This window comes from Enterobacter sp. LM3 (genome assembly GCF_046622475.1).
Lineage (GTDB): Bacteria > Pseudomonadota > Gammaproteobacteria > Enterobacterales > Enterobacteriaceae > Enterobacter > Enterobacter cloacae_P.
The window spans coordinates 98,796-117,538 of the sequence record NZ_JBJURN010000012.1 but is presented as its reverse complement, the minus strand read 5'-3'; the positions used below and the strand labels follow the sequence as shown (position 1 = coordinate 117,538).

Below are 18,743 nucleotides of genomic sequence, written 5' to 3'. Positions count from 1 at the left end.
GTGGCAAAGAATAAAAAGGATTAAGGAAATAAGATGAAAAAACGCGTACTCGTTATTGCCGCTCTGGTGAGCGGTGCCCTGGCTGTTTCTGGCTGCACAACAAACCCTTACACTGGCGAACGTGAAGCGGGTAAATCCGGCATCGGCGCGGGTATTGGCTCGCTGGTAGGGGCTGGCGTTGGCGCGCTTTCCTCCTCCAAGAAAGATCGCGGTAAAGGCGCGCTGATTGGCGCAGCGGCAGGTGCAGCACTGGGCGGCGGCGTAGGTTATTACATGGATGTGCAGGAAGCGAAACTGCGCGAAAAAATGCAGGGAACAGGTGTAAGTGTGACGCGTAGTGGCGATAACATCATCCTGAACATGCCAAACAACGTGACCTTCGACAGCAGCAGTGCAACGCTGAAACCTGCGGGCGCAAACACCCTGACCGGCGTGGCGATGGTACTGAAAGAGTACAACAAGACTGCCGTAAACGTGATGGGTTACACTGACAGCACTGGCAGCCAGGATCTGAACATGCGTCTGTCTCAGCAGCGTGCCGATTCCGTGGCCAGCTCTCTCATCACCCAGGGTGTTGAAGCGAACCGTATCCGCACCCGCGGTATGGGCCCGGCTAACCCAATCGCCAGCAACAGCACGGCGGAAGGTAAAGCGCAGAACCGCCGCGTAGAGATCACCTTAAGCCCGGTTCAGTAGGTGGAAGCAAAACGGCAACATTCGTTGCCGTTTTTAGTGTTTGCGCCCTCTCCCGTGGGAGAGGGTCGGGGTGAGGGCACCAAGCCGCACCTTCCGACATGAACCACTTGCCATCATTGATTTTCCCGCTAAGGTGTTCTCACTCACTACAAGGACATCAGCGATGAGCAAATCAGCACGGGCCACCATCAGCGACGTGGCGAAAGCCGCAAAAACCGGTAAAACCAGCATTTCGCGCTATCTCAATGGCGAGAAACACCTGCTTTCCGATGCGCTACTGGCACGTATTGAACAAGCCATTGCCGATCTCGACTACCGCCCCAGCCTTATGGCCCGTGGCCTTAAGCGTGGTCGTACCCGCCTTATCGGGCTTATCATCGCCGACATTACCAACCCCTATTCCGTTAACGTGCTGAGCGGTATCGAAGCTGCCTGCCGGGAAAAAGGGTTCACGCCACTGGTCTGTAACACCAACAACGAAGTCGACCAGGAGCTGCATTACCTGGATCTGCTGCGCAGTTACCAGGTGGAGGGTATCGTGGTAAATGCCGTGGGCATGCGCGAAGAGGGGCTGAACAGACTGCAGCAATCTTCCCTGCCAATGGTGCTTATCGACCGTAAAATCCCGGAATTCGCCTGCGATGTGGTCGGGCTGGATAACACCCAGGCCGCCACCACCGCCACCGAGCATCTTATCGAGCAGGGCTTCGAAGCGATCCTGTTCCTGAGCGAACCGCTGGGCATGGTCAATACCCGTCGTGAGCGTCTTGGCGCATTTCGTGCCACGTTAGCGCGTTTTCCCGGCGTAATCGCTGAAAATGCTGAAATTCCTCTGCACGAAGCCGACCGGCTCGACAATACCCTTCGTCAGTTCCACACCCGACATCGCGGTATGCGTAAAGCGGTGATCTCCGCCAACGGCGCGCTGACGCTGCAGGTCGCCCGCTCGCTGAAACGCATTGGCCTGCACTGGGGCAGTGATATTGGTCTGCTGGGGTTTGATGAACTCGAATGGGCGGAACTGGCGGGAGTGGGGATCACCACCCTCAAACAGCCCACCTGGCAGATCGGCTATGCCGCTGTTGAACAAGTCGTTCGTCGCATTGAAGGTGCCAGCGACGCCGTGCGTGAGCAGGTTTTCTCCGGCGAGCTGATCGTTCGCGGCTCAACTGCCCGTTAAATTCCCCTTCGTGATGCCGATCATAAATTCAACATCCTGAGCTTTTCTTTGGAACCGGTTCCATCTAGCGTAATACTATCGATGCGTTGTGATGGAGTCGGGTAATGAGCAGGAAAATAATGGTAGTCACCGCCGCGTATGGCGCGGAACAGGTGCGACAGGCTGGCGGTCAACGGGCAATGCTTCCCGTCATTGCCGGTGCGGGTGCCGACGGCGTAGAGATCCGTCGCGAGCTGTTCAACAGTGAGGAGTTACTGGCTCTGCCTGCGCTGGGTGAATCAATTGAACTGCTGGGACTGCTCGCGTGTTATTCCGCGCCCGCCGCCCTGTTTATGCCCGACGGCACGCTCAACCCGGATCTGCCGCGTTATCTCTCCGAAGCCAGCACGCTGAACGCCCTGTGGCTCAAGGTTTCGCTGGGTCATTTCAGCGGCAACCCCCCTGAAGCGTTGCGCACGCTGCTCAATGAAAGCGGTATGGCACTGGTGGTCGAAAACGACCAGACCGACTGCGGCCAGCTTGCTCCCATGCAGCGCTTCCAGACCGCCTGCCGGGAGATGGCATTGCCCGTCACGCTGACGTTCGATATGGGCAACTGGCTGTGGGTCGGCGACTCGCCGGAAGAAGCCGCACACCATCTGGCCCCCGCCGTGAGCTATATCCACGTTAAAGCCGCCGTGCCGCATAAGACACAGTTCCGTGCCGTTGCGCCCGATCGCGCCGACGCACGCTGGCTGGATTTGCTCAATCAGCTGCCTGCCGATGCCCCGCGTGGTATCGAGTTCCCGCTGGAAGGGGCGGATTTAACCGCGGTTACCCGCCATTACGTAAACCTGCTGCGTGAGGAGTAAACCATGCACAAGACGCTGGATGTGATCACCATCGGCGAGGCCATGACCATGTTTGTCGCCACCGAAACGGGCGAACTGAGCACGGTAGAACACTTTATTAAACGCGTGGCGGGTGCAGAGCTGAATGTGGCAACCGGCCTGGCACGCCTCGGTCTGAACGTTGGCTGGGTGAGCCGGGTGGGTGATGACAGCTTTGGTCGTTTCGTCCTGAACTCGTTGAAAAAAGAGGGTATTGATGCCACAGGCGTTACGCTCGACGGACGCTTCGCGACCGGTTTTCAGCTGAAATCTAAGGTTGAAAATGGAACCGATCCCATCGTGGAGTATTTCCGTAAAGGATCGGCGGCAAGCCACCTTTCTGTGGAAGATTACCATGCCCACTATTTCGCCAGCGCGCGCCATTTGCACCTGAGCGGCGTTGCTGCGGCACTGTCTGCCAGCTCGTATGAATTGCTCGATCATGCGGCAACGACAATGAAAGCGCAGGGCAAAACGATCTCTTTCGATCCGAACCTGCGTCCGGTGCTGTGGAAAAGTGAAGCGGAGATGGTCGAAAAGCTGAACCGTCTGGCATTCCAGGCGGACTGGGTTCTGCCTGGTGTAAAAGAAGGGATGATCCTCACGGGTGAAAATACCCCTGAAGGGATTGCCGATTTTTACCTGAACAACGGGGTAAAAACCGTGGTGCTGAAAACCGGAGCCGATGGCGCATGGTTTAAAACGGCCGACGGTGAGCAAGGTGCGGTCGCGGCGGTAAAAGTTGAGAACGTGGTCGATACCGTGGGTGCGGGCGATGGCTTTGCCGTGGGAGTGATCAGTGCCCTGCTGGAAGGCAAACCACTGCATCAGGCCGTGGCACGGGGGAACAAAATTGGCTCGCTGGCGATCCAGGTGCAGGGCGACAGCGAAGGATTACCAACACGAGCACAACTCGAATCTTAAGTTCCCTCTCCCTGTGGGAGAGGGTCAGGGTGAGGGCAATAACCCGCACCAAATAACATTAAACCACCGTGTACCCTACATACAACGGCGGTACCAACCTCAACAACAGAGGCAAGCCTATGAACAGTTCGACCAATGCAGTAAAACGCTGGTGGTACATCATGCCCATCGTGTTCATCACGTACAGCCTGGCGTACCTTGATCGTGCCAATTTCAGTTTCGCTTCCGCCGCAGGGATCACCGAAGACCTCGGGATCACCAAAGGTGTTTCATCACTCCTGGGTGCCCTTTTCTTCCTGGGCTACTTCTTCTTCCAGATCCCTGGCGCTATCTACGCGGAACGCCGCAGCGTACGCAAACTGATCTTCATCTGTCTGATCCTGTGGGGCGTCTGTGCGTCACTCACTGGCGTGGTGAATAATATTCCGGCGCTGGCTGCCATTCGCTTTATCCTCGGGGTGGTTGAGGCGGCGGTGATGCCCGCAATGCTCATCTACATCAGCAACTGGTTTACTAAATCCGAGCGTTCACGTGCGAACACGTTCCTGATCCTCGGTAACCCGGTCACCGTACTGTGGATGTCTGTCGTTTCTGGCTACCTGATCCAGTCCTTTGGCTGGCGCGAAATGTTTATCATCGAAGGGATCCCGGCGGTTATCTGGGCATTCTGCTGGTGGGCGCTGGTCAAAGATAAGCCTGCCCAGGCAAAATGGCTCTCTGAAGATGAAAAAGCCGCGTTGCAGGCGCAGCTGGATAAAGAGCAGCAAGGGCTTAAAGCAGTGCGTAACTACGGTGAGGCCTTCCGTTCCCGCAACGTGGTGCTGCTGTGCATGCAGTATTTCACCTGGAGCATTGGCGTGTACGGCTTCGTGCTGTGGCTGCCATCCATTATCCGCAGCGGCGGCGAAAACCTTGGTATGGTAGAAGTGGGCTGGCTGTCGTCCGTACCTTACCTGGCAGCCACCATCGCAATGATTGTCGCGTCATGGGCGTCAGACAAGCTGCAGAACCGTAAGCTGTTTGTCTGGCCGCTGCTGCTGATCGCTGCCTTCGCTTTCATTGGCTCCTGGGCCGTGGGGGCTAACCACTTCTGGATCTCTTACACCCTGCTGGTCATTGCCGGTGCAGCAATGTACGCCCCGTATGGCCCATTCTTTGCCATCATCCCGGAGATGCTGCCGCGTAACGTGGCAGGTGGTGCGATGGCACTGATCAACAGTATGGGTGCGCTGGGTTCGTTCTGTGGCTCCTGGTTTGTGGGCTATCTGAACGGCGCAACCGGCAGCCCGTCAGCCTCGTACATCTTTATGGGGGTAGCGCTTTTCACCTCAGTGTGGCTAACTCTGATTGTAAAGCCTGCTAATAATCAACAACTCCCTGTCGGTGCACGTCACGCCTGACCCCTTAAAAATCAACGGAGATTAGCATGAAGCCGTCCGTCATTTTGTATAAAGCACTGCCTGAAAATCTGCAAAAACGCCTGGAAGACCACTTCACCGTGACCCGGGTGAAGGATCTTAGCCCGGACACCGTGGCGCAGCACGCTGATGTGTTCGCCAGCGCCGCAGGTCTGCTGGGTTCCAGTGAGAAAGTGGATGTCGCTTTGCTTAAGAAAATGCCGAAGCTTCATGCTGCTTCAACGGTTTCCGTGGGGTATGACAACTTCGACGTAGACGCACTTAACGCCCGCAAAATCCTGCTGATGCACACGCCACATGCCCTGACGGAAACCGTGGCCGACACGCTGATGGCGCTGGTGCTCAGCACTGCCCGTCGTGTGGTGGAAGTGGCCGAACGCGTCAAAGCCGGTGAATGGACAAAGAGCATTGGTCCGGACTGGTTCGGCGTGGATGTCCACGGCAAAACGCTGGGGATTGTCGGGATGGGTCGTATCGGTCTGGCACTGGCGCAGCGCGCGCATTTCGGTTTTAACATGCCGATTCTGTACAACGCGCGTCGTCGCCACAACGAAGCGGAAGAACGTTTCAACGCCCGTTACTGCGAACTGGATACCCTTTTACAGGAGGCGGATTACGTCTGCCTGATCCTGCCACTGACAGATGAAACTCATCATCTGATTGGCAAAGCCGCGTTTGAAAAGATGAAGAAGTCGGCCATTTTCATCAATGCGGGTCGTGGCCCGGTGGTGGACGAAAAGGCGCTGATCGAAGCACTGCAAAACGGTGAGATCCACGCCGCCGGTCTGGACGTGTTTGAACAAGAGCCTCTTCCGCTGGACTCCCCGCTACTGACACTCCCCAACGTGGTAGCATTGCCCCACATCGGCTCGGCGACCCATGAGACGCGCTATAACATGGCAGCCACTGCGGTAGACAACCTCATCGCCGCACTTGGCGGAGGAAAAGTTGAGAGAAACTGCGTCAACCCACAGGTTCAACAGTAGAAACGAAAAAACCCGCCAGAAGGCGGGTTTTTAAATTCATTTGCTACTGGGTTGGAAGCTTACAGGCTTACAACGTTACCAGCTGCTGGGCCTTTAGCGCCGCTTTCGATGGTGAAGGAAACTTTCTGACCTTCGTCCAGAGATTTGTAGCCATCGTTCTGGATAGCAGAGAAGTGTACGAACACGTCTTTAGAGCCATCGTCAGGAGTGATGAAGCCGAAACCTTTATCAGCGTTGAACCATTTTACCAGACCAGTCATTTTAGCAGACATAGAAATTACCTTATTAACAAATATATTGTGCCTTCCGGCTTGATGGGTTGCGTTACAGATTTTTAAGCGATGAAGGAAGGGTCACTACGAAGGGTATCTATGGATAACAATCTGGACTGCTTTACTAAACTGCTTTAGGTCTGTGTAACAAACCGACAGGCACTGTTATACCGATGTGGTAGATGAATGACAAGCGTTATTTTAGACACGTATAAAAAACCCCGCACCAGGCGGGGTTTTTTTTGGTTTATTCGGTGGCCGTCACCGCTGTACTCCACGCCTGGCTAAACGCCTGGTGCTGAGAAGCCAGCGGCCCAATCAGCGTATTGTACTGACTTGCCTGCTGTGAGGTCGGGAACTGAATACCGTTCGCAACAAAGCTCACCTGAGTTCCCTGCTGGGAAATGTAATCCCCAACCTGAACCAGCTGTTGTGTGAAGATCTGCGCGGCCGGGATCAGCGGTTGCATGGCGTCAGAAGGTTTAGTGACCACTTTCTCATACACCTTGTCGAAGACCGGCTTGAGATCGTCGCCCTGCTTCAGCGCTGAACGCGAAGCATCCGCCTGCATTTTCGCATTCTGCAGCTGCTGGCTCAGCACGCCGAGCGCACCGTTGGACTGGCGCAGCGGTTCACGCTGGGTCATATAATCCTGTGGTACACGGATGGCATTAACGCTATCCAGCACCGGGCGAAGACCTGAATCCATCGCCTGGCTCACCTGCTGTGAATAACCATACAGAATGGCGTAATCGGACACGAAGGGGCCAAACTGTTTTTTCTGATCCGCAGTCAGCGTTGGTAAACGCTCGCCGCTGCGCATCACCGTATTCTGCAGAAAATCGATAAACGCTTTGCGCTGATCGCCTTCCTTATCGAAACACCCACTCAGGCTAACAACCATCAACAACGCCGCAACAGGCGCAAACCAGCGAGAGCAGGACTTTCCTGTCGCCATTTTATTACTCCTTTCACCCAAAAAAGCGCACACCGGCACACGCGTGCCCGACGTTGACAAGGATAGTCCAGGTCAGCCTTGCAAGATACTCTTTTCATGCAAAACGGCTATTGCCGTTTTAATACTGTCAATTTACAAAAAAAATATGCTGCAGGCCGGTTTCTGAATAATCAGTCAATTAGGCTGAACGCCCCTTCTGCTGAAACGCATGTCGTCATGGCAACCGCACGATTAATCACAACCACAGCGATCCTCCCCCTTTTTACCGACTATTCTTAATTGGCTCTCTGATGTTCACGATCCCGCAGTGTGATTTAAGAGGAGTTCTCAATGGAATACAAAGATCCTGAGTTTGAGCTGTTGAGTAGTCTGGAACAGATTGTTTTTAAAGACGTACCGCAGGCATTTACCCTACAACAAAAATCCAACCCCTTTACAGAATTTGAACAATTGCGCAAAGGGACGGGACTGAAAACAGATGAATTCGCCCGAGAAATGGGTGTCAGCGTGGCGATGGTGCTGGAGTGGGAGTCAAAACGTGTCAAACCCTCCGCCACCGAGTTAAAACTGATGCGTCTGATTCAGGCCAATCCGGCACTCAGCAAACAGATAGCATAGTCTAAGATTGTTACCGCCCCCGCACCTGCGGGGGCTTGTGTTTTAAAGGTTGTCGCAACGCCACCCGGCCTCTTCCCACACCAGCTCATGCGTTAATGTTAATCCTTTCAGGAAAGCCTCATCGTGTGACACCACCAGCAGCGCGCCCGGAAAACCAACCAGCGCGGCCTCAATCGCCTGAACGGATGCCAGATCCAGGTGGTTAGTCGGTTCATCCAGAAGCAGTAGCTGCGTGGCCTCTTCCCGCCACAACACGCAGGCCAGCGCCGCTTTCAAACGCTCACCGCCACTCAACACCGCCAGCGGAAGCGTGACCTTATCCGCACCAAGCTGCAGCTGAGCTAAACGGGTACGCAGCATCCCCTCTTCCAGCGGCGTATTGCCCAGATTCAGGTGCGACATCACCGATAGCGAAAGATCCAGCTGCGACAGGTGTTGATCGAGATAAGCACACGTCACCGACACCCTGCAGGTTCCCGAACGGGGGGCAATCTCTCCGAGGATGACTCTTAACAGCGTCGATTTTCCGCAGCCGTTCGGCCCTCTTAGCGCTACACGCATCGGCCCGGCCATGCGCCAGCTGGTCGGTGGGATATTCACATGTGGCAGCACCAGATCTTCCAGCACCAGCACCTGTTTCCCCTCTGCAATCTGGCTTCCTGGCAGGGTGAACATCACCGGGTTGTCCTCTTCAACCCGTTCACGCGCCCTGTTCACCGCCGCATTCAGCGCATCGTTTTGATCGTTATGCTGTTTTTTCCAGGAGCCAATGCGCTCTTTCGCCGCCATTTTGTATTTAATGCGCTCAAACGAGGCGATATTCAGTGTATCAACCGTACGCAGCGTTTTTGCCGAACGCCGCTGGCTGTCGTCATGCTCCTTTTGCATACGGGTGCGAGTGCGCTTGCGCTCTGTAGCCGCATGTTCCAGCGCCGCGCGGGCAGACTGCTGTTCGGCCTCACGCTGACGCTGATAATCCGTGTAATTCCCGCCATAGCTTCGCAGACCGGAAACGCTCAGTTCAAGGATGCGCGGCACCAGTGTCAGTAACTCACGGTCGTGAGAGGCCACCAGCACGCCACCCTGATAGCGGGCAAGCAGGTCGTAGAACCACTCCCGGCCTTCCCTGTCGAGGTGGTTGGTGGGTTCATCCAGCAACAGATGGTCAGCTCCGGCGGTAAACGCACCGCACAGCAATGCGCGAATGCGCTCGCCCCCGCTGAGTGTTACAGCGGGTTTATCAGGATCAAACGGCGGGAGTTTCGCGTTGTTAAACGCGTCGCTCAGACGTTCTGCTAAATCCCAGTATCCGTCGAGCGCATCCAGATCCTCAGGCTGATAATCACCGCTGTCGATACGCTGACGCGCCGTAAAAATCGTGTCATAACCGAGCAGTTCCGCAAGCGTAGTCTGCGGGGAAATATCATGCTGCTGTGCCACATAGACATATGTTCCAAAGCGTTCAATATGACCGTTTGCCGGTTTATCCAGCCCCGCCAGCAGGCGTAACAGACGTGTTTTCCCGCTACCGTTGCGGCCCACCAGTGCGCACAGAGACGGCTCCAGCGACAGATCCAACGGGCCAAAAAGGGTATCGCCCGTCGCAAACTGACAGGTGACCTGATGCAAAATAAAAGAAGGGGACTGCGCAAAATGAGCCATAAGCACTCCTGAATGAAATCAAAACATCCCCTGCCGACGCGGTAGCGTTTAGCAAGGATCGAAATTCATCAGTCGTGTTTGTTCATTTTTGGGGGGCGCTCCAGGGGGAGAAATTTAACGGGGATAAGGATAACGGTAATTTGTTGACCATTTCAAGGTTAAATTGTGGGCGATTTATACTCCCACTCCCTTTGGGCTGAGGGATCTCCACAAAATAATACCTGCACAGACGACCCCGTCTCCCTTGAGGGAGAGGGCTGGGGTGAGGGGGGAACATACGGCTGTAGTGGTCATTCCGTTCACTTTATGTTCCTTGCTACTCTGTAACTCCATAACCGGTGAACGTGCCTGGGTGGCTCAGTCGCCACCACCCTGGCAACCCGGGCTCCCGGCGGTAAATCGCCGCTACGCGGTACCTTCGGCTTATTCCTTCCGGCTTATCGGGGACGGGCGGAGGTAACATCCCTGTAAAACCCGCCCTCTCGGCGCATCCATGCGCCTCGCCCCGGCCTGCAGGAAATGCCTCAGCGATTTACAGCCGGACCAGGGCATCGCTGTAAGACCTCTGCCTGCAGCATATTTCTCATTGCGGTAATTTTGCGAGCCTCTTTCCAGAAATGGTAATATCCTCAGCAACATAGCTCAAAACTGTTGCCGCCTGTTTTGATGAGCAGTAAGTTCTCTTCGCGCCTGCAAAATCAGGTGCCGGGATTGGAACCCTGACTCACTTCACTGGCGACACAGGCTCTGTGTCGTACGGCCTGCTACATTTCAATGGCGAGCCGGACGGGGGCGCTGTAAAGCGCGCTGGTGTCAGTGAGGCCAGTCGTTCCAACCCTGTTCGGTTCCGCCACCAGCGAGCCTGGAACCTCCAGTGGCGGAAGATATACCACTCACTGAGGTTATTGTTATGACTATGGCTGACTCTTTAATCACCCTTCCCTTCAACCACACCACCGCCTTCACCGAACTGGCGGATAACTGTGAACGCTTCACCGACGTCCTGATTGATTGCGAAGAACCCACCCAAAAAATGGCGCTCTACGGCAGACTGTCCGCTTGCCTGAATCTTCTGCAACCCACGCTTCTGGAACCTGTCCCCGAATATTTAAAAGCCAGCCTGACCGTGGAAGAACTTCCTTCACGCGTTCCGGTTTTCGAACCTGAATGCGATCAGCTGGGGCGCTACTGTCAGGAGATTACGCAGTTGCTGATGAACGGTTCACTGCCGCGACAATCTGAAATCGTGATGGAAGATTTGCTGTGCGAACTGGTCAGCTACTTTGCCGATACGCTGAAGGCACCACGCTGGCTGCAGACGGACGAAGGCACAGTCGCGATCGGCTAAACCTGCCGGATGACGCTACGCGTATCCGCCCTACAAAAGACCCATAAAAAAACCCGCCGAAGCGGGTTTTTAGCATTTGTAACAACGGGCACCTTACTGCAGCAGCGAAATATCCGCCACGCGCAGGAACAGCTCGCGCAGTTTTTCGAGCATAGAGAGACGGTTAATACGCAGATCTTTATCTTCTACGTTCACCATCACTTTCTCGAAGAAGGCGTCAATCACTTCACGCAGCTCAGCCAGTTCAACCAGTGCTTCCTGGTAGCGGCCTTCCGCGAAGAACGGCTCCAGCTTGTCGCGCAGTACCACAACCTGCATCGCCAGAGCGATCTCTTCCGGCTCTTTCAGCGTCGCGGCGTTCACGCGCTCGTTCAGCGTTTCGTCGGACTTCGCGAGGATGTTGGATACACGCTTGTTAGCCGCAGCCAGCGCAGATGCCGCTTCCAGGGTACGGAAGTGGGAAACCGCCTTCATACGCGCATCGAAATCTGCCGGACGGGTCGGACGACGCGCCAGTACCGCCTGAATAGTGTCGACGGTATAACCTTCGTCCTGATACCACGCACGGAAACGGCCGAGCATAAAGTCGATCACGTCATCCACAACGTTGGTATTGGTCAGCTTGTCGCCGTACAGACGCACCGCTTCTTCCGTCAGGGTCTGCAGATCCAGGTTCAGGTTCTTCTCAACGATGATACGCAGCACACCCAGCGCGGCACGACGCAGTGCAAACGGGTCTTTGTCGCCTTTCGGATGCTGGCCGATACCGAAGATACCCGCCAGGGTGTCCATCTTGTCGGCAATCGCCACCGCACAGGCAACCGGGTTAGACGGCAGGTCATCACCCGCGAAACGCGGCTGGTACTGCTCGTTCAGGGCGACAGCCACGTCTTCCGCTTCACCATCGTGACGCGCGTAGTGCATCCCCATTACGCCCTGGGTGTCGGTAAATTCGAACACCATGTTGGTCATCAGGTCGCACTTGGACAGCAAACCAGCACGGGTCGCGTGGTTCACGTCAGCCCCGATTTCACGGGCGATCCAGCCGGACAGCTCTGCGATACGGTCGGTTTTGTCGCGCAGCGTACCCAGCTGTTGCTGGAACAGCACGGTCTGCAGACGCGGCAGATGATCTTCCAGACGCTTTTTGCGGTCGGTATTGAAGAAGAACTCGGCATCTGCCAGACGCGGACGAACCACTTTCTCGTTACCAGAAATAATCTGGATCGGATCTTTGGATTCGATGTTCGCCACGAAGATGAAGTTTGGCAGCAGCTTGCCGTCGTTGGCATAGACCGGGAAGTACTTCTGGTCACCCTTCATGGTGTACACCAGTGCTTCAGCCGGAACGGCGAGGAATTTCTCTTCGAACTTCGCGGTCAGCACCACCGGCCATTCAACCAGAGAGGTCACTTCTTCCAGCAGGCTTTCGCTCAAATCAGCGTTGCCGCCAATTTTGCGCGCCGCTTCTTCTGCGTCCGCTTTGATTTTTTCTTTACGCAGTTCGTAGTCAGCAATGACTTTACCGCGCTCCAGCAGGATCTCTGGATACTGATCGGCGTTGTCGATGGTGAACTCTGGCTCACCCATAAAGCGGTGGCCGCGGATCACGCGATCGGACGCCACGCCCAGAATGGTACCCGGGATAACAGCATCGCCCAGCAGCAGGGTCACGGTGTGAACCGGACGCACGAAGTGTACGTCGCTTGCACCCCAGCGCATCAGTTTTGGAATCGGCAGTTTCGCCAGTGACGTCGCCACCATATCTGGCAGCAGCGCTTCTGCACTCTCGCCTTTCACGTGAGCACGGTACAGCAGCCATTCACCTTTATCGGTGCTCAGACGCTCGGCCTGGTCAACGGTGATACCGCAACCACGCGCCCAGCCTTCTGCCGCTTTGCTCGGTTTGCCTTCAGCGTCAAACGCCTGTGCAATCGCCGGGCCACGTTTCTCGACTTCACGATCCGGCTGAGACGCCGCCAGATTTGCCACTTTCAGCGCCAGACGACGCGGTGCAGCAAACCATTCAATTTTACCGTGCGCCAGGCCAGCGTTATCCAGCTCAGCAGTCACGTTCGCAGCAAAAGATTCAGCCAGGCTGCGCAGGGCTTTTGGTGGCAGCTCTTCGGTGCCGATTTCCACCAGGAAAGTTTTCTCAGACATGGCCGCCTCTTATTTGTTTCGGTTGCACATCGGGAAGCCAAGGGCTTCACGGGACGCGTAGTAAGCTTCAGCAACGGCTTTGGTCAGGGTACGAATACGCAGAATGTAGCGCTGACGTTCAGTCACGGAGATGGCTTTGCGGGCGTCCAGCAGGTTGAAGCTGTGGGCGGCCTTCAGAATACGCTCGTAAGCAGGCAGCGGCAGCGGAGTTTCCAGCGCCAGCAGTTGCTGTGCTTCTTTCTCGTACTGCTCGAAGCAGGTGAACAGGAAGTCCACATCCGCGTATTCGAAGTTATAGGTGGATTGCTCCACTTCGTTCTGATGGAACACGTCGCCGTAGGTAGTTTTACCCAGCGGGCCGTCGCTCCAGACCAGGTCGTAAACGCTGTCTACGCCCTGAATGTACATGGCCAGACGTTCCAGACCGTAGGTGATTTCACCGGTAATCGGTTTACATTCCAGACCGCCAACCTGCTGGAAGTAAGTAAACTGCGTCACTTCCATACCGTTCAGCCACACTTCCCAACCCAGACCCCAGGCACCCAGCGTTGGGTTTTCCCAGTTATCTTCCACGAAACGAATGTCGTGGATGGTCGGATCCATACCCAGCTCTTTCAGCGACCCGAGATACAGTTCCTGAATATTGTCTGGCGATGGCTTAATCACCACCTGGAACTGATAGTAGTGCTGCAGACGGTTCGGGTTTTCGCCGTAACGGCCATCAGTTGGACGACGAGATGGCTGCACATAGGCAGTCGCCATTGGCTCTGGCCCCAACGCGCGTAAGCTGGTCATCGGGTGTGAAGTGCCTGCGCCAACTTCCATGTCCAAAGGTTGAACAATGGTGCAGCCCTGACGAGCCCAGTAATCCTGTAAGGTCAGGATCAGGCCCTGGAAGGTCTTGGTATCAAACTTTTGCATAGTATTTCGTGCTGGATACGTGTGGTTTTAAATGGAAGGGTTCAGTATACCCGCTGCCTGCAAGATATACAGTATGAAACGGGTTTGTTTAGGGAAAATTGGGGAAATAAGCCTTTCAGCCAGAACTCCGAAGGCGTCTGGCTGCTGATTATGCGAGCACGTTAGCGCATTGAGAGGTGTAAAAACTGACCGTCCGCGTCAAACGAACAGACAAAGCCCTCTTTACGAGAGGTATGGCCCCGCAGCTCATAGCTTCCCTGAAAATGCTCAAACCCGGTGACCTCAATGTTCTGAACATCAGAATTATAGCGGTGGGCGGCCTGATCTTTACAGAGTTGTTCCATGTTCAGGGAATGTTCCGGGCCAATTTTGCCCTGCTGCGCTCGCTGCACGGGAGCATCTTGCGGAGCACTGCATCCCGCAAGCGTAAGCAGCAGAAAGAGTGATACCACGCGCGTCATCATCATTTTTATTACCGCCCTGGTCAGTGGCTGTTATTTTTAGTATCAGGATTTATAGATTAAGGTCTGGCATTCTGCGAATCTCGCGGCCTGCATACAAGCCAGCGCCATAAAACTCAGAATTTTCTAAGGGAAGATTTTTACACAATGGCAGTCACACTCTTTTTACCAGGAAAACAGAGGAACTGATGCAGTCGAAAATTAACTGGATTGATAACCTGCGAGGAATAGCGTGCCTGATGGTAGTGATGATCCACACCACGACCTGGTATGTCACCAATGCGCACAGTATCAGCCACGTTAACTGGGATATCGCCAATATTCTCAATTCCGCGTCGCGCGTGAGCGTGCCACTGTTCTTTATGATTTCCGGCTTCCTTTTTTTTGGCGAGCGTAGCGCGCAGCCGAGGCACTTCATACGTATAGCCTCGTGCCTAGGGTTCTACAGTGCCGTCGCGCTGCTGTACATCACGCTGTTCACTTCAATTAACCCCGTGATATCGCTGAAATACCTGCTGCAAAAACCGGTGTTCTATCATCTGTGGTTTTTCTTCGCCATCATCGTTATTTATCTGGTTTCACCGCTGATTCAGGTGAAAAACGTCAGCGGTAAGATGCTGCTGGCGCTGATGGTGGTGATTGGCGTGGTGGCAAACCCGAATACGCTCTCGCAAAAAATTGACGGCGTTGAATGGCTGCCGGTCAACCTCTATATCAACGGCGATACCTTTTACTACGTGCTGTACGGCATGCTGGGGCGTGCTATCGGCATGATGGATACCCAAAGACGCGGGCTGAACTGGCTGTGTGGGGCGTTATTTATCCTCGGCGTGATGGTCATTTCGCGCGGGACACTGTACGAGCTGCAATGGCGCGGTAACTTTGCCGACACCTGGTATCTGTACTGCGGCCCGATGGTCTTTATCTGCGCGATGTCCCTGCTGACGCTCGTCAAAAACACGCTGAATGCGCGCCCCCTCCCCGTGCTGGGGTTTATTTCCCGGCACTCGCTGGGAATTTACGGTTTTCACGCACTGGTGATCCACGCGCTGCGAACGCGCGGCGTTGAACTCAAAAGCTGGCCGCTGCTGGATATTATCTGGATTTTCACCGCCACGCTGGTAGTGAGTTTGTTCCTGTCCATACTGTTGCAAAAAATAGACACGCGCAAATTTGTGAGCTAGCCCGGCGGCGCTGCGCTTACCGTGCAAGCGCAGCGCCGGGTGGGTGTTTACGACATCAGCGGTAAAAGCTGCTGATAAATCCGGCGGAACACATCACGCCGTTCTGCGTAAAGTGCGTGTTTTTTCGCGTCAGGCAGATGACGCTGTTCAAGCGGCAACTGTGGTAAAAGTTGAGACAATGGTGTCCCAGGCTCCACTGCAATCTGCGCCAGTCGCGCCGCACCGAGTGCAGGCCCAACATCGCCTCCGGTACGGTAATCCAGCTGCAGCCCGCTGATATCAGACAGCATCTGCCGCCAGTAACTGCTGCGTGCCCCGCCGCCAATCAGCGTAATACCTGATGGCTTCAGACCACAGTCATGTACCACGTCCATGCCATCCGCCAGCGCGTATCCAACCCCTTCCAGCACTGCCCGGGCCAGCTCTGCCGGGCCATGTTGATGGGTTAAGCCAAAGAACACCCCTTTCGCTTCCGGGTTGTTGTGTGGCGTACGTTCACCGGAAAGATACGGTAAAAACCAGACAGCACCTGCGCTCTCATCCGCCTGTTGCGCTGCGGATATCAACGCCGGAACATCGCTCATCCCGGTGAGTTTCACCGCCCAGTCCAGACAGGATGCGGCACTCAACATCACCGACATCAGGTGCCATTTTCCAGGAAGCGCATGGCAGAAACTGTGAACGGCACTTTCAGGGTTGCTGCGATAACCGTCGCTGACGGCAAAATAGACACCAGACGTGCCAAGCGACAGCATGGCCTGTCCCGACTCAACCATCCCGACACCCACGGCACCCGCCGCGTTATCACCGCCTCCGGCAACAACCGGCACGGCAGGGATATTCCAGCGTTTCGCAATGGAGGGATCTAACGTCCCCGTGATCTCGCAGCCTTCAAAGAGCGCAGGCATATGTTCACGCGTCAGATGGCAGGCATCAAGCATCGCCTCGCTCCAGTCACGTTTCGCCACATCAAGCCACATCGTGCCAGCGGCGTCGGACATATCGCTGGCAAAATCACCCGTCATGCGAAAACGCAGATAATCTTTTGGCAGTAATACTTTTGCCACCTGACGGAAAATTTCCGGTTCGTGGCGCTGCACCCACAGTAATTTTGGCGCGGTAAAACCGGGCATCATCAGGTTACCGGTGATCTCACGAGACGTGGGCACACGGCCTTCGAGCATTGCGCACTCTTCCGCGCAGCGGCCGTCGTTCCAGAGAATAGCCGGGCGTAACACGCGATGCTGCGCATCCAGCAGCGTTGCACCATGCATTTGCCCGGCGATACCAATCGCTTTTACCTCACGCAAGCTATGTCGCTCACCTAAGGCTTTAATGGCGCTATCTGTCGCCTGCCACCACTGCTCCGGGTCTTGCTCCGACCATAGCGGATGCGGACGTGACACCTGCAGTTTTTCTGTCTGCGTTGCTAACACGTCGCCCTGCTCACTTAACAGAATGGCTTTCACACCCGATGTGCCAAGATCAATCCCGATATACATATAGTGGATCCCTTAACTGAAAATGCCCGGTGGCGTTGTGCTTACCGGGCCGACGTTTTCCTCGACTGCCTGTTACTTATCGAACAGATAGTGATTGACCAGGTTTTCCAGCAGTTCCTGATGCCCGCTCTGATGCTGCGGTGCCAAATGATGCTGTTCAGCGTACTTCGCGATATCCGCAAGCGATAACTGACCTTTCAAAATTTGCTGGCCCAGCTCACTGTTCCAGCCGCTATAACGCTTCGCAACGCGTTTATCCAGCTCACCGTCTTCAATCATACGAGCCGCGACTTTCAGCGCCAGCGCCATCGTATCCATCGCGCCAATATGACCATAGAACAGATCGTATTTATCGGTACTCTGGCGGCGCACTTTGGCGTCGAAGTTGAGACCACCGGTTGAGAAGCCCCCCGCCTTGATGATTTCGTACATCACCAGCGCATTCTCTTCCACGCTGTTCGGGAACTGATCGGTATCCCAGCCCAGCTGTGCATCACCACGGTTAGCATCCACAGAGCCGAAGATACCCAGTGCAATGGCAGAAGCAATTTCATGGTGGAAGGAGTGACCCGCAAGCGTTGCGTGGTTGGCCTCAATGTTTACTTTGATCTCTTTTTCCAGACCGAATTGCTTCAGGAAGCCGTACACGGTGGCAACGTCGTAATCGTACTGATGCTTGGTTGGCTCTTGTGGCTTCGGCTCAATCAACAGCGTGCCGCGGAAGCCGATTTTGTGCTTATGCTCGACAACCATCTGCATGAAGCGGCCAATCTGCTCACGCTCCTGACGCAGGTCGGTGTTCAGCAAGGTTTCATAACCTTCACGGCCACCCCACAGTACATAGTTCTCACCACCCAGTTGGTGCGTGGCGTTCATCGCGGTCACAACCTGCGTTGCCGCCCAGCTAAACACTTCCGGGTCTGGGTTCGTGGCCGCACCGGCACCATAACGTGGGTTGGTGAAGCAGTTTGCTGTGCCCCAGAGCAGCTTCACGCCGCTTTGTTGCTGTTTTGCTGCCAGCACATCCACCATCTGCGCGAAGTTGTTCAGATACTCTTTCAGCGATGCGCCTTCTGGCGAGACATCCACATCATGGAAGCAGTAGTACGGTACGTTCAGCTTGTGGAAAAATTCAAAAGCGACGTCCGCTTTACGTTTTGCCAGCTCAATGGCTTCACCCGGCTGTTGCCACGGGCGGTCGAAAGCGCCCACGCCGAACATATCGGCTCCATTCCAGCAGAAGGTATGCCAGTAACAGGCGGCAAAGCGCAGATGATCTTCCATGCGCTTACCCAGTACCAGCTCATCCGGGTTGTAGTGACGAAATGCTAAAGGATTGGTCGTTTTCGGGCCTTCGTAACGAACGCGATCGAGTTGGTCGAAATAAGCTTGCATATTGAGCTCCATAATCAGGGTATGCGGCGAAGTATTGTGACGTCAGTAATAGTGAATACACATTCCAGCTTGCTCAATTACGTTATTTCACACTGCTATTGAGAGAATGCACAACTGTGCGCTGGCTCGCAAAATATGAGCAGGCAACCTATTTTCCGGCGCATATTCCAGAATCAAATGTAATTA

At 55.0% G+C, this 18,743-nt stretch carries 17 protein-coding genes; 9 read left to right on the top strand and 8 right to left on the bottom strand.

What is annotated here, in order from left to right; all coding sequences use genetic code 11:
* The first annotated feature begins 33 nt into the window (after positions 1–33).
* From ACJ9N4_RS14295 to ghrB, 6 genes are all read left to right on the top strand, one after another.
* Complete coding sequence (locus tag ACJ9N4_RS14295; RefSeq protein ID WP_182273041.1) at positions 34–696, top strand: OmpA family lipoprotein; 663 nt, start codon at positions 34–36, stop codon at positions 694–696.
* Positions 697–859: 163 nt separating this feature from the next.
* Positions 860–1,876, top strand: coding sequence for a LacI family DNA-binding transcriptional regulator (locus ACJ9N4_RS14290; protein WP_182919226.1), 1,017 nt, complete (start codon positions 860–862; stop codon positions 1,874–1,876).
* A gap of 104 nt (positions 1,877–1,980) precedes the next feature.
* Entirely contained in the window at positions 1,981–2,727 is a 747-nt protein-coding gene (locus tag ACJ9N4_RS14285) for a sugar phosphate isomerase/epimerase family protein (RefSeq protein WP_182273043.1), read from the top strand.
* A 3-nt stretch (positions 2,728–2,730) separates the two neighbouring features.
* A complete protein-coding gene (locus tag ACJ9N4_RS14280; RefSeq protein ID WP_182919225.1) occupies positions 2,731–3,669 on the top strand; it encodes a sugar kinase in 939 nt (312 codons plus the stop codon).
* Between the two features lie 119 nt (positions 3,670–3,788).
* Positions 3,789–5,069 carry an MFS transporter gene (locus ACJ9N4_RS14275; RefSeq protein ID WP_182273045.1) on the top strand — a complete coding sequence of 427 codons (1,281 nt, stop codon included), beginning with the start codon at positions 3,789–3,791 and terminating at the stop codon, positions 5,067–5,069.
* A 26-nt stretch (positions 5,070–5,095) separates the two neighbouring features.
* Positions 5,096–6,073 (top strand): glyoxylate/hydroxypyruvate reductase GhrB, encoded by a 978-nt coding sequence (ghrB, locus tag ACJ9N4_RS14270; protein ID WP_182273046.1) that lies wholly within the window; start codon positions 5,096–5,098, stop codon positions 6,071–6,073.
* Between the two features lie 59 nt (positions 6,074–6,132).
* Here ghrB and cspA read toward each other — a convergent pair whose 3' ends face one another.
* Positions 6,133–6,345 (bottom strand): RNA chaperone/antiterminator CspA, encoded by a 213-nt coding sequence (gene cspA / locus ACJ9N4_RS14265; protein ID WP_003860775.1) that lies wholly within the window; start codon positions 6,343–6,345, stop codon positions 6,133–6,135.
* 247 nt (positions 6,346–6,592) lie between these two features.
* A complete protein-coding gene (locus ACJ9N4_RS14260; RefSeq protein ID WP_182919224.1) occupies positions 6,593–7,303 on the bottom strand; it encodes a DUF3053 domain-containing protein in 711 nt (236 codons plus the stop codon).
* Between the two features lie 330 nt (positions 7,304–7,633).
* Here ACJ9N4_RS14260 and ACJ9N4_RS14255 point away from each other — a divergent pair, with 330 nt between their 5' ends.
* Positions 7,634–7,921, top strand: coding sequence for an HTH-type transcriptional regulator (locus ACJ9N4_RS14255; RefSeq protein WP_182273048.1), 288 nt, complete (start codon positions 7,634–7,636; stop codon positions 7,919–7,921).
* A 42-nt stretch (positions 7,922–7,963) separates the two neighbouring features.
* Here the strand turns inward: ACJ9N4_RS14255 and ACJ9N4_RS14250 are convergent, their stop codons facing one another.
* The gene (locus tag ACJ9N4_RS14250) at positions 7,964–9,583 is read right to left on the bottom strand and encodes an ABC-F family ATP-binding cassette domain-containing protein (RefSeq protein WP_411500580.1); all 1,620 of its coding nucleotides are present in this window, start codon (positions 9,581–9,583) and stop codon (positions 7,964–7,966) included.
* Between the two features lie 910 nt (positions 9,584–10,493).
* Between ACJ9N4_RS14250 and ACJ9N4_RS14245 the strand changes: the two genes are divergently transcribed.
* Positions 10,494–10,931 (top strand): hypothetical protein, encoded by a 438-nt coding sequence (locus tag ACJ9N4_RS14245; protein WP_411500579.1) that lies wholly within the window; start codon positions 10,494–10,496, stop codon positions 10,929–10,931.
* Positions 10,932–11,024: 93 nt separating this feature from the next.
* Here the strand turns inward: ACJ9N4_RS14245 and glyS are convergent, their stop codons facing one another.
* The 3 genes from glyS to ACJ9N4_RS14230 form a co-directional block, all read right to left on the bottom strand.
* Positions 11,025–13,094, bottom strand: coding sequence for a glycine--tRNA ligase subunit beta (gene glyS, locus ACJ9N4_RS14240; protein WP_411500578.1), 2,070 nt, complete (start codon positions 13,092–13,094; stop codon positions 11,025–11,027).
* A gap of 9 nt (positions 13,095–13,103) precedes the next feature.
* Positions 13,104–14,015, bottom strand: a complete 912-nt coding sequence (gene glyQ, locus ACJ9N4_RS14235) for a glycine--tRNA ligase subunit alpha (RefSeq protein ID WP_003860141.1) — start codon at positions 14,013–14,015, stop codon at positions 13,104–13,106.
* 161 nt (positions 14,016–14,176) lie between these two features.
* Positions 14,177–14,482, bottom strand: coding sequence for a YsaB family lipoprotein (locus ACJ9N4_RS14230; RefSeq protein ID WP_182273052.1), 306 nt, complete (start codon positions 14,480–14,482; stop codon positions 14,177–14,179).
* 182 nt (positions 14,483–14,664) lie between these two features.
* On the opposite strand from ACJ9N4_RS14230, the gene ACJ9N4_RS14225 reads away from it, so the two are divergent.
* Positions 14,665–15,660 carry an acyltransferase gene (locus ACJ9N4_RS14225; RefSeq protein WP_411500577.1) on the top strand — a complete coding sequence of 332 codons (996 nt, stop codon included), beginning with the start codon at positions 14,665–14,667 and terminating at the stop codon, positions 15,658–15,660.
* Between the two features lie 47 nt (positions 15,661–15,707).
* On the opposite strand, the gene xylB is transcribed toward ACJ9N4_RS14225, so the two are convergent.
* Positions 15,708–17,162, bottom strand: a complete 1,455-nt coding sequence (gene xylB / locus ACJ9N4_RS14220; RefSeq protein WP_182273054.1) for a xylulokinase — start codon at positions 17,160–17,162, stop codon at positions 15,708–15,710.
* 72 nt (positions 17,163–17,234) lie between these two features.
* On the bottom strand, positions 17,235–18,557 hold the full coding sequence (xylA, locus tag ACJ9N4_RS14215; RefSeq protein ID WP_182273055.1) for a xylose isomerase: 1,323 nt from the start codon (positions 18,555–18,557) through the stop codon (positions 17,235–17,237).
* Between the last annotated feature and the right edge of the window lie 186 nt (positions 18,558–18,743).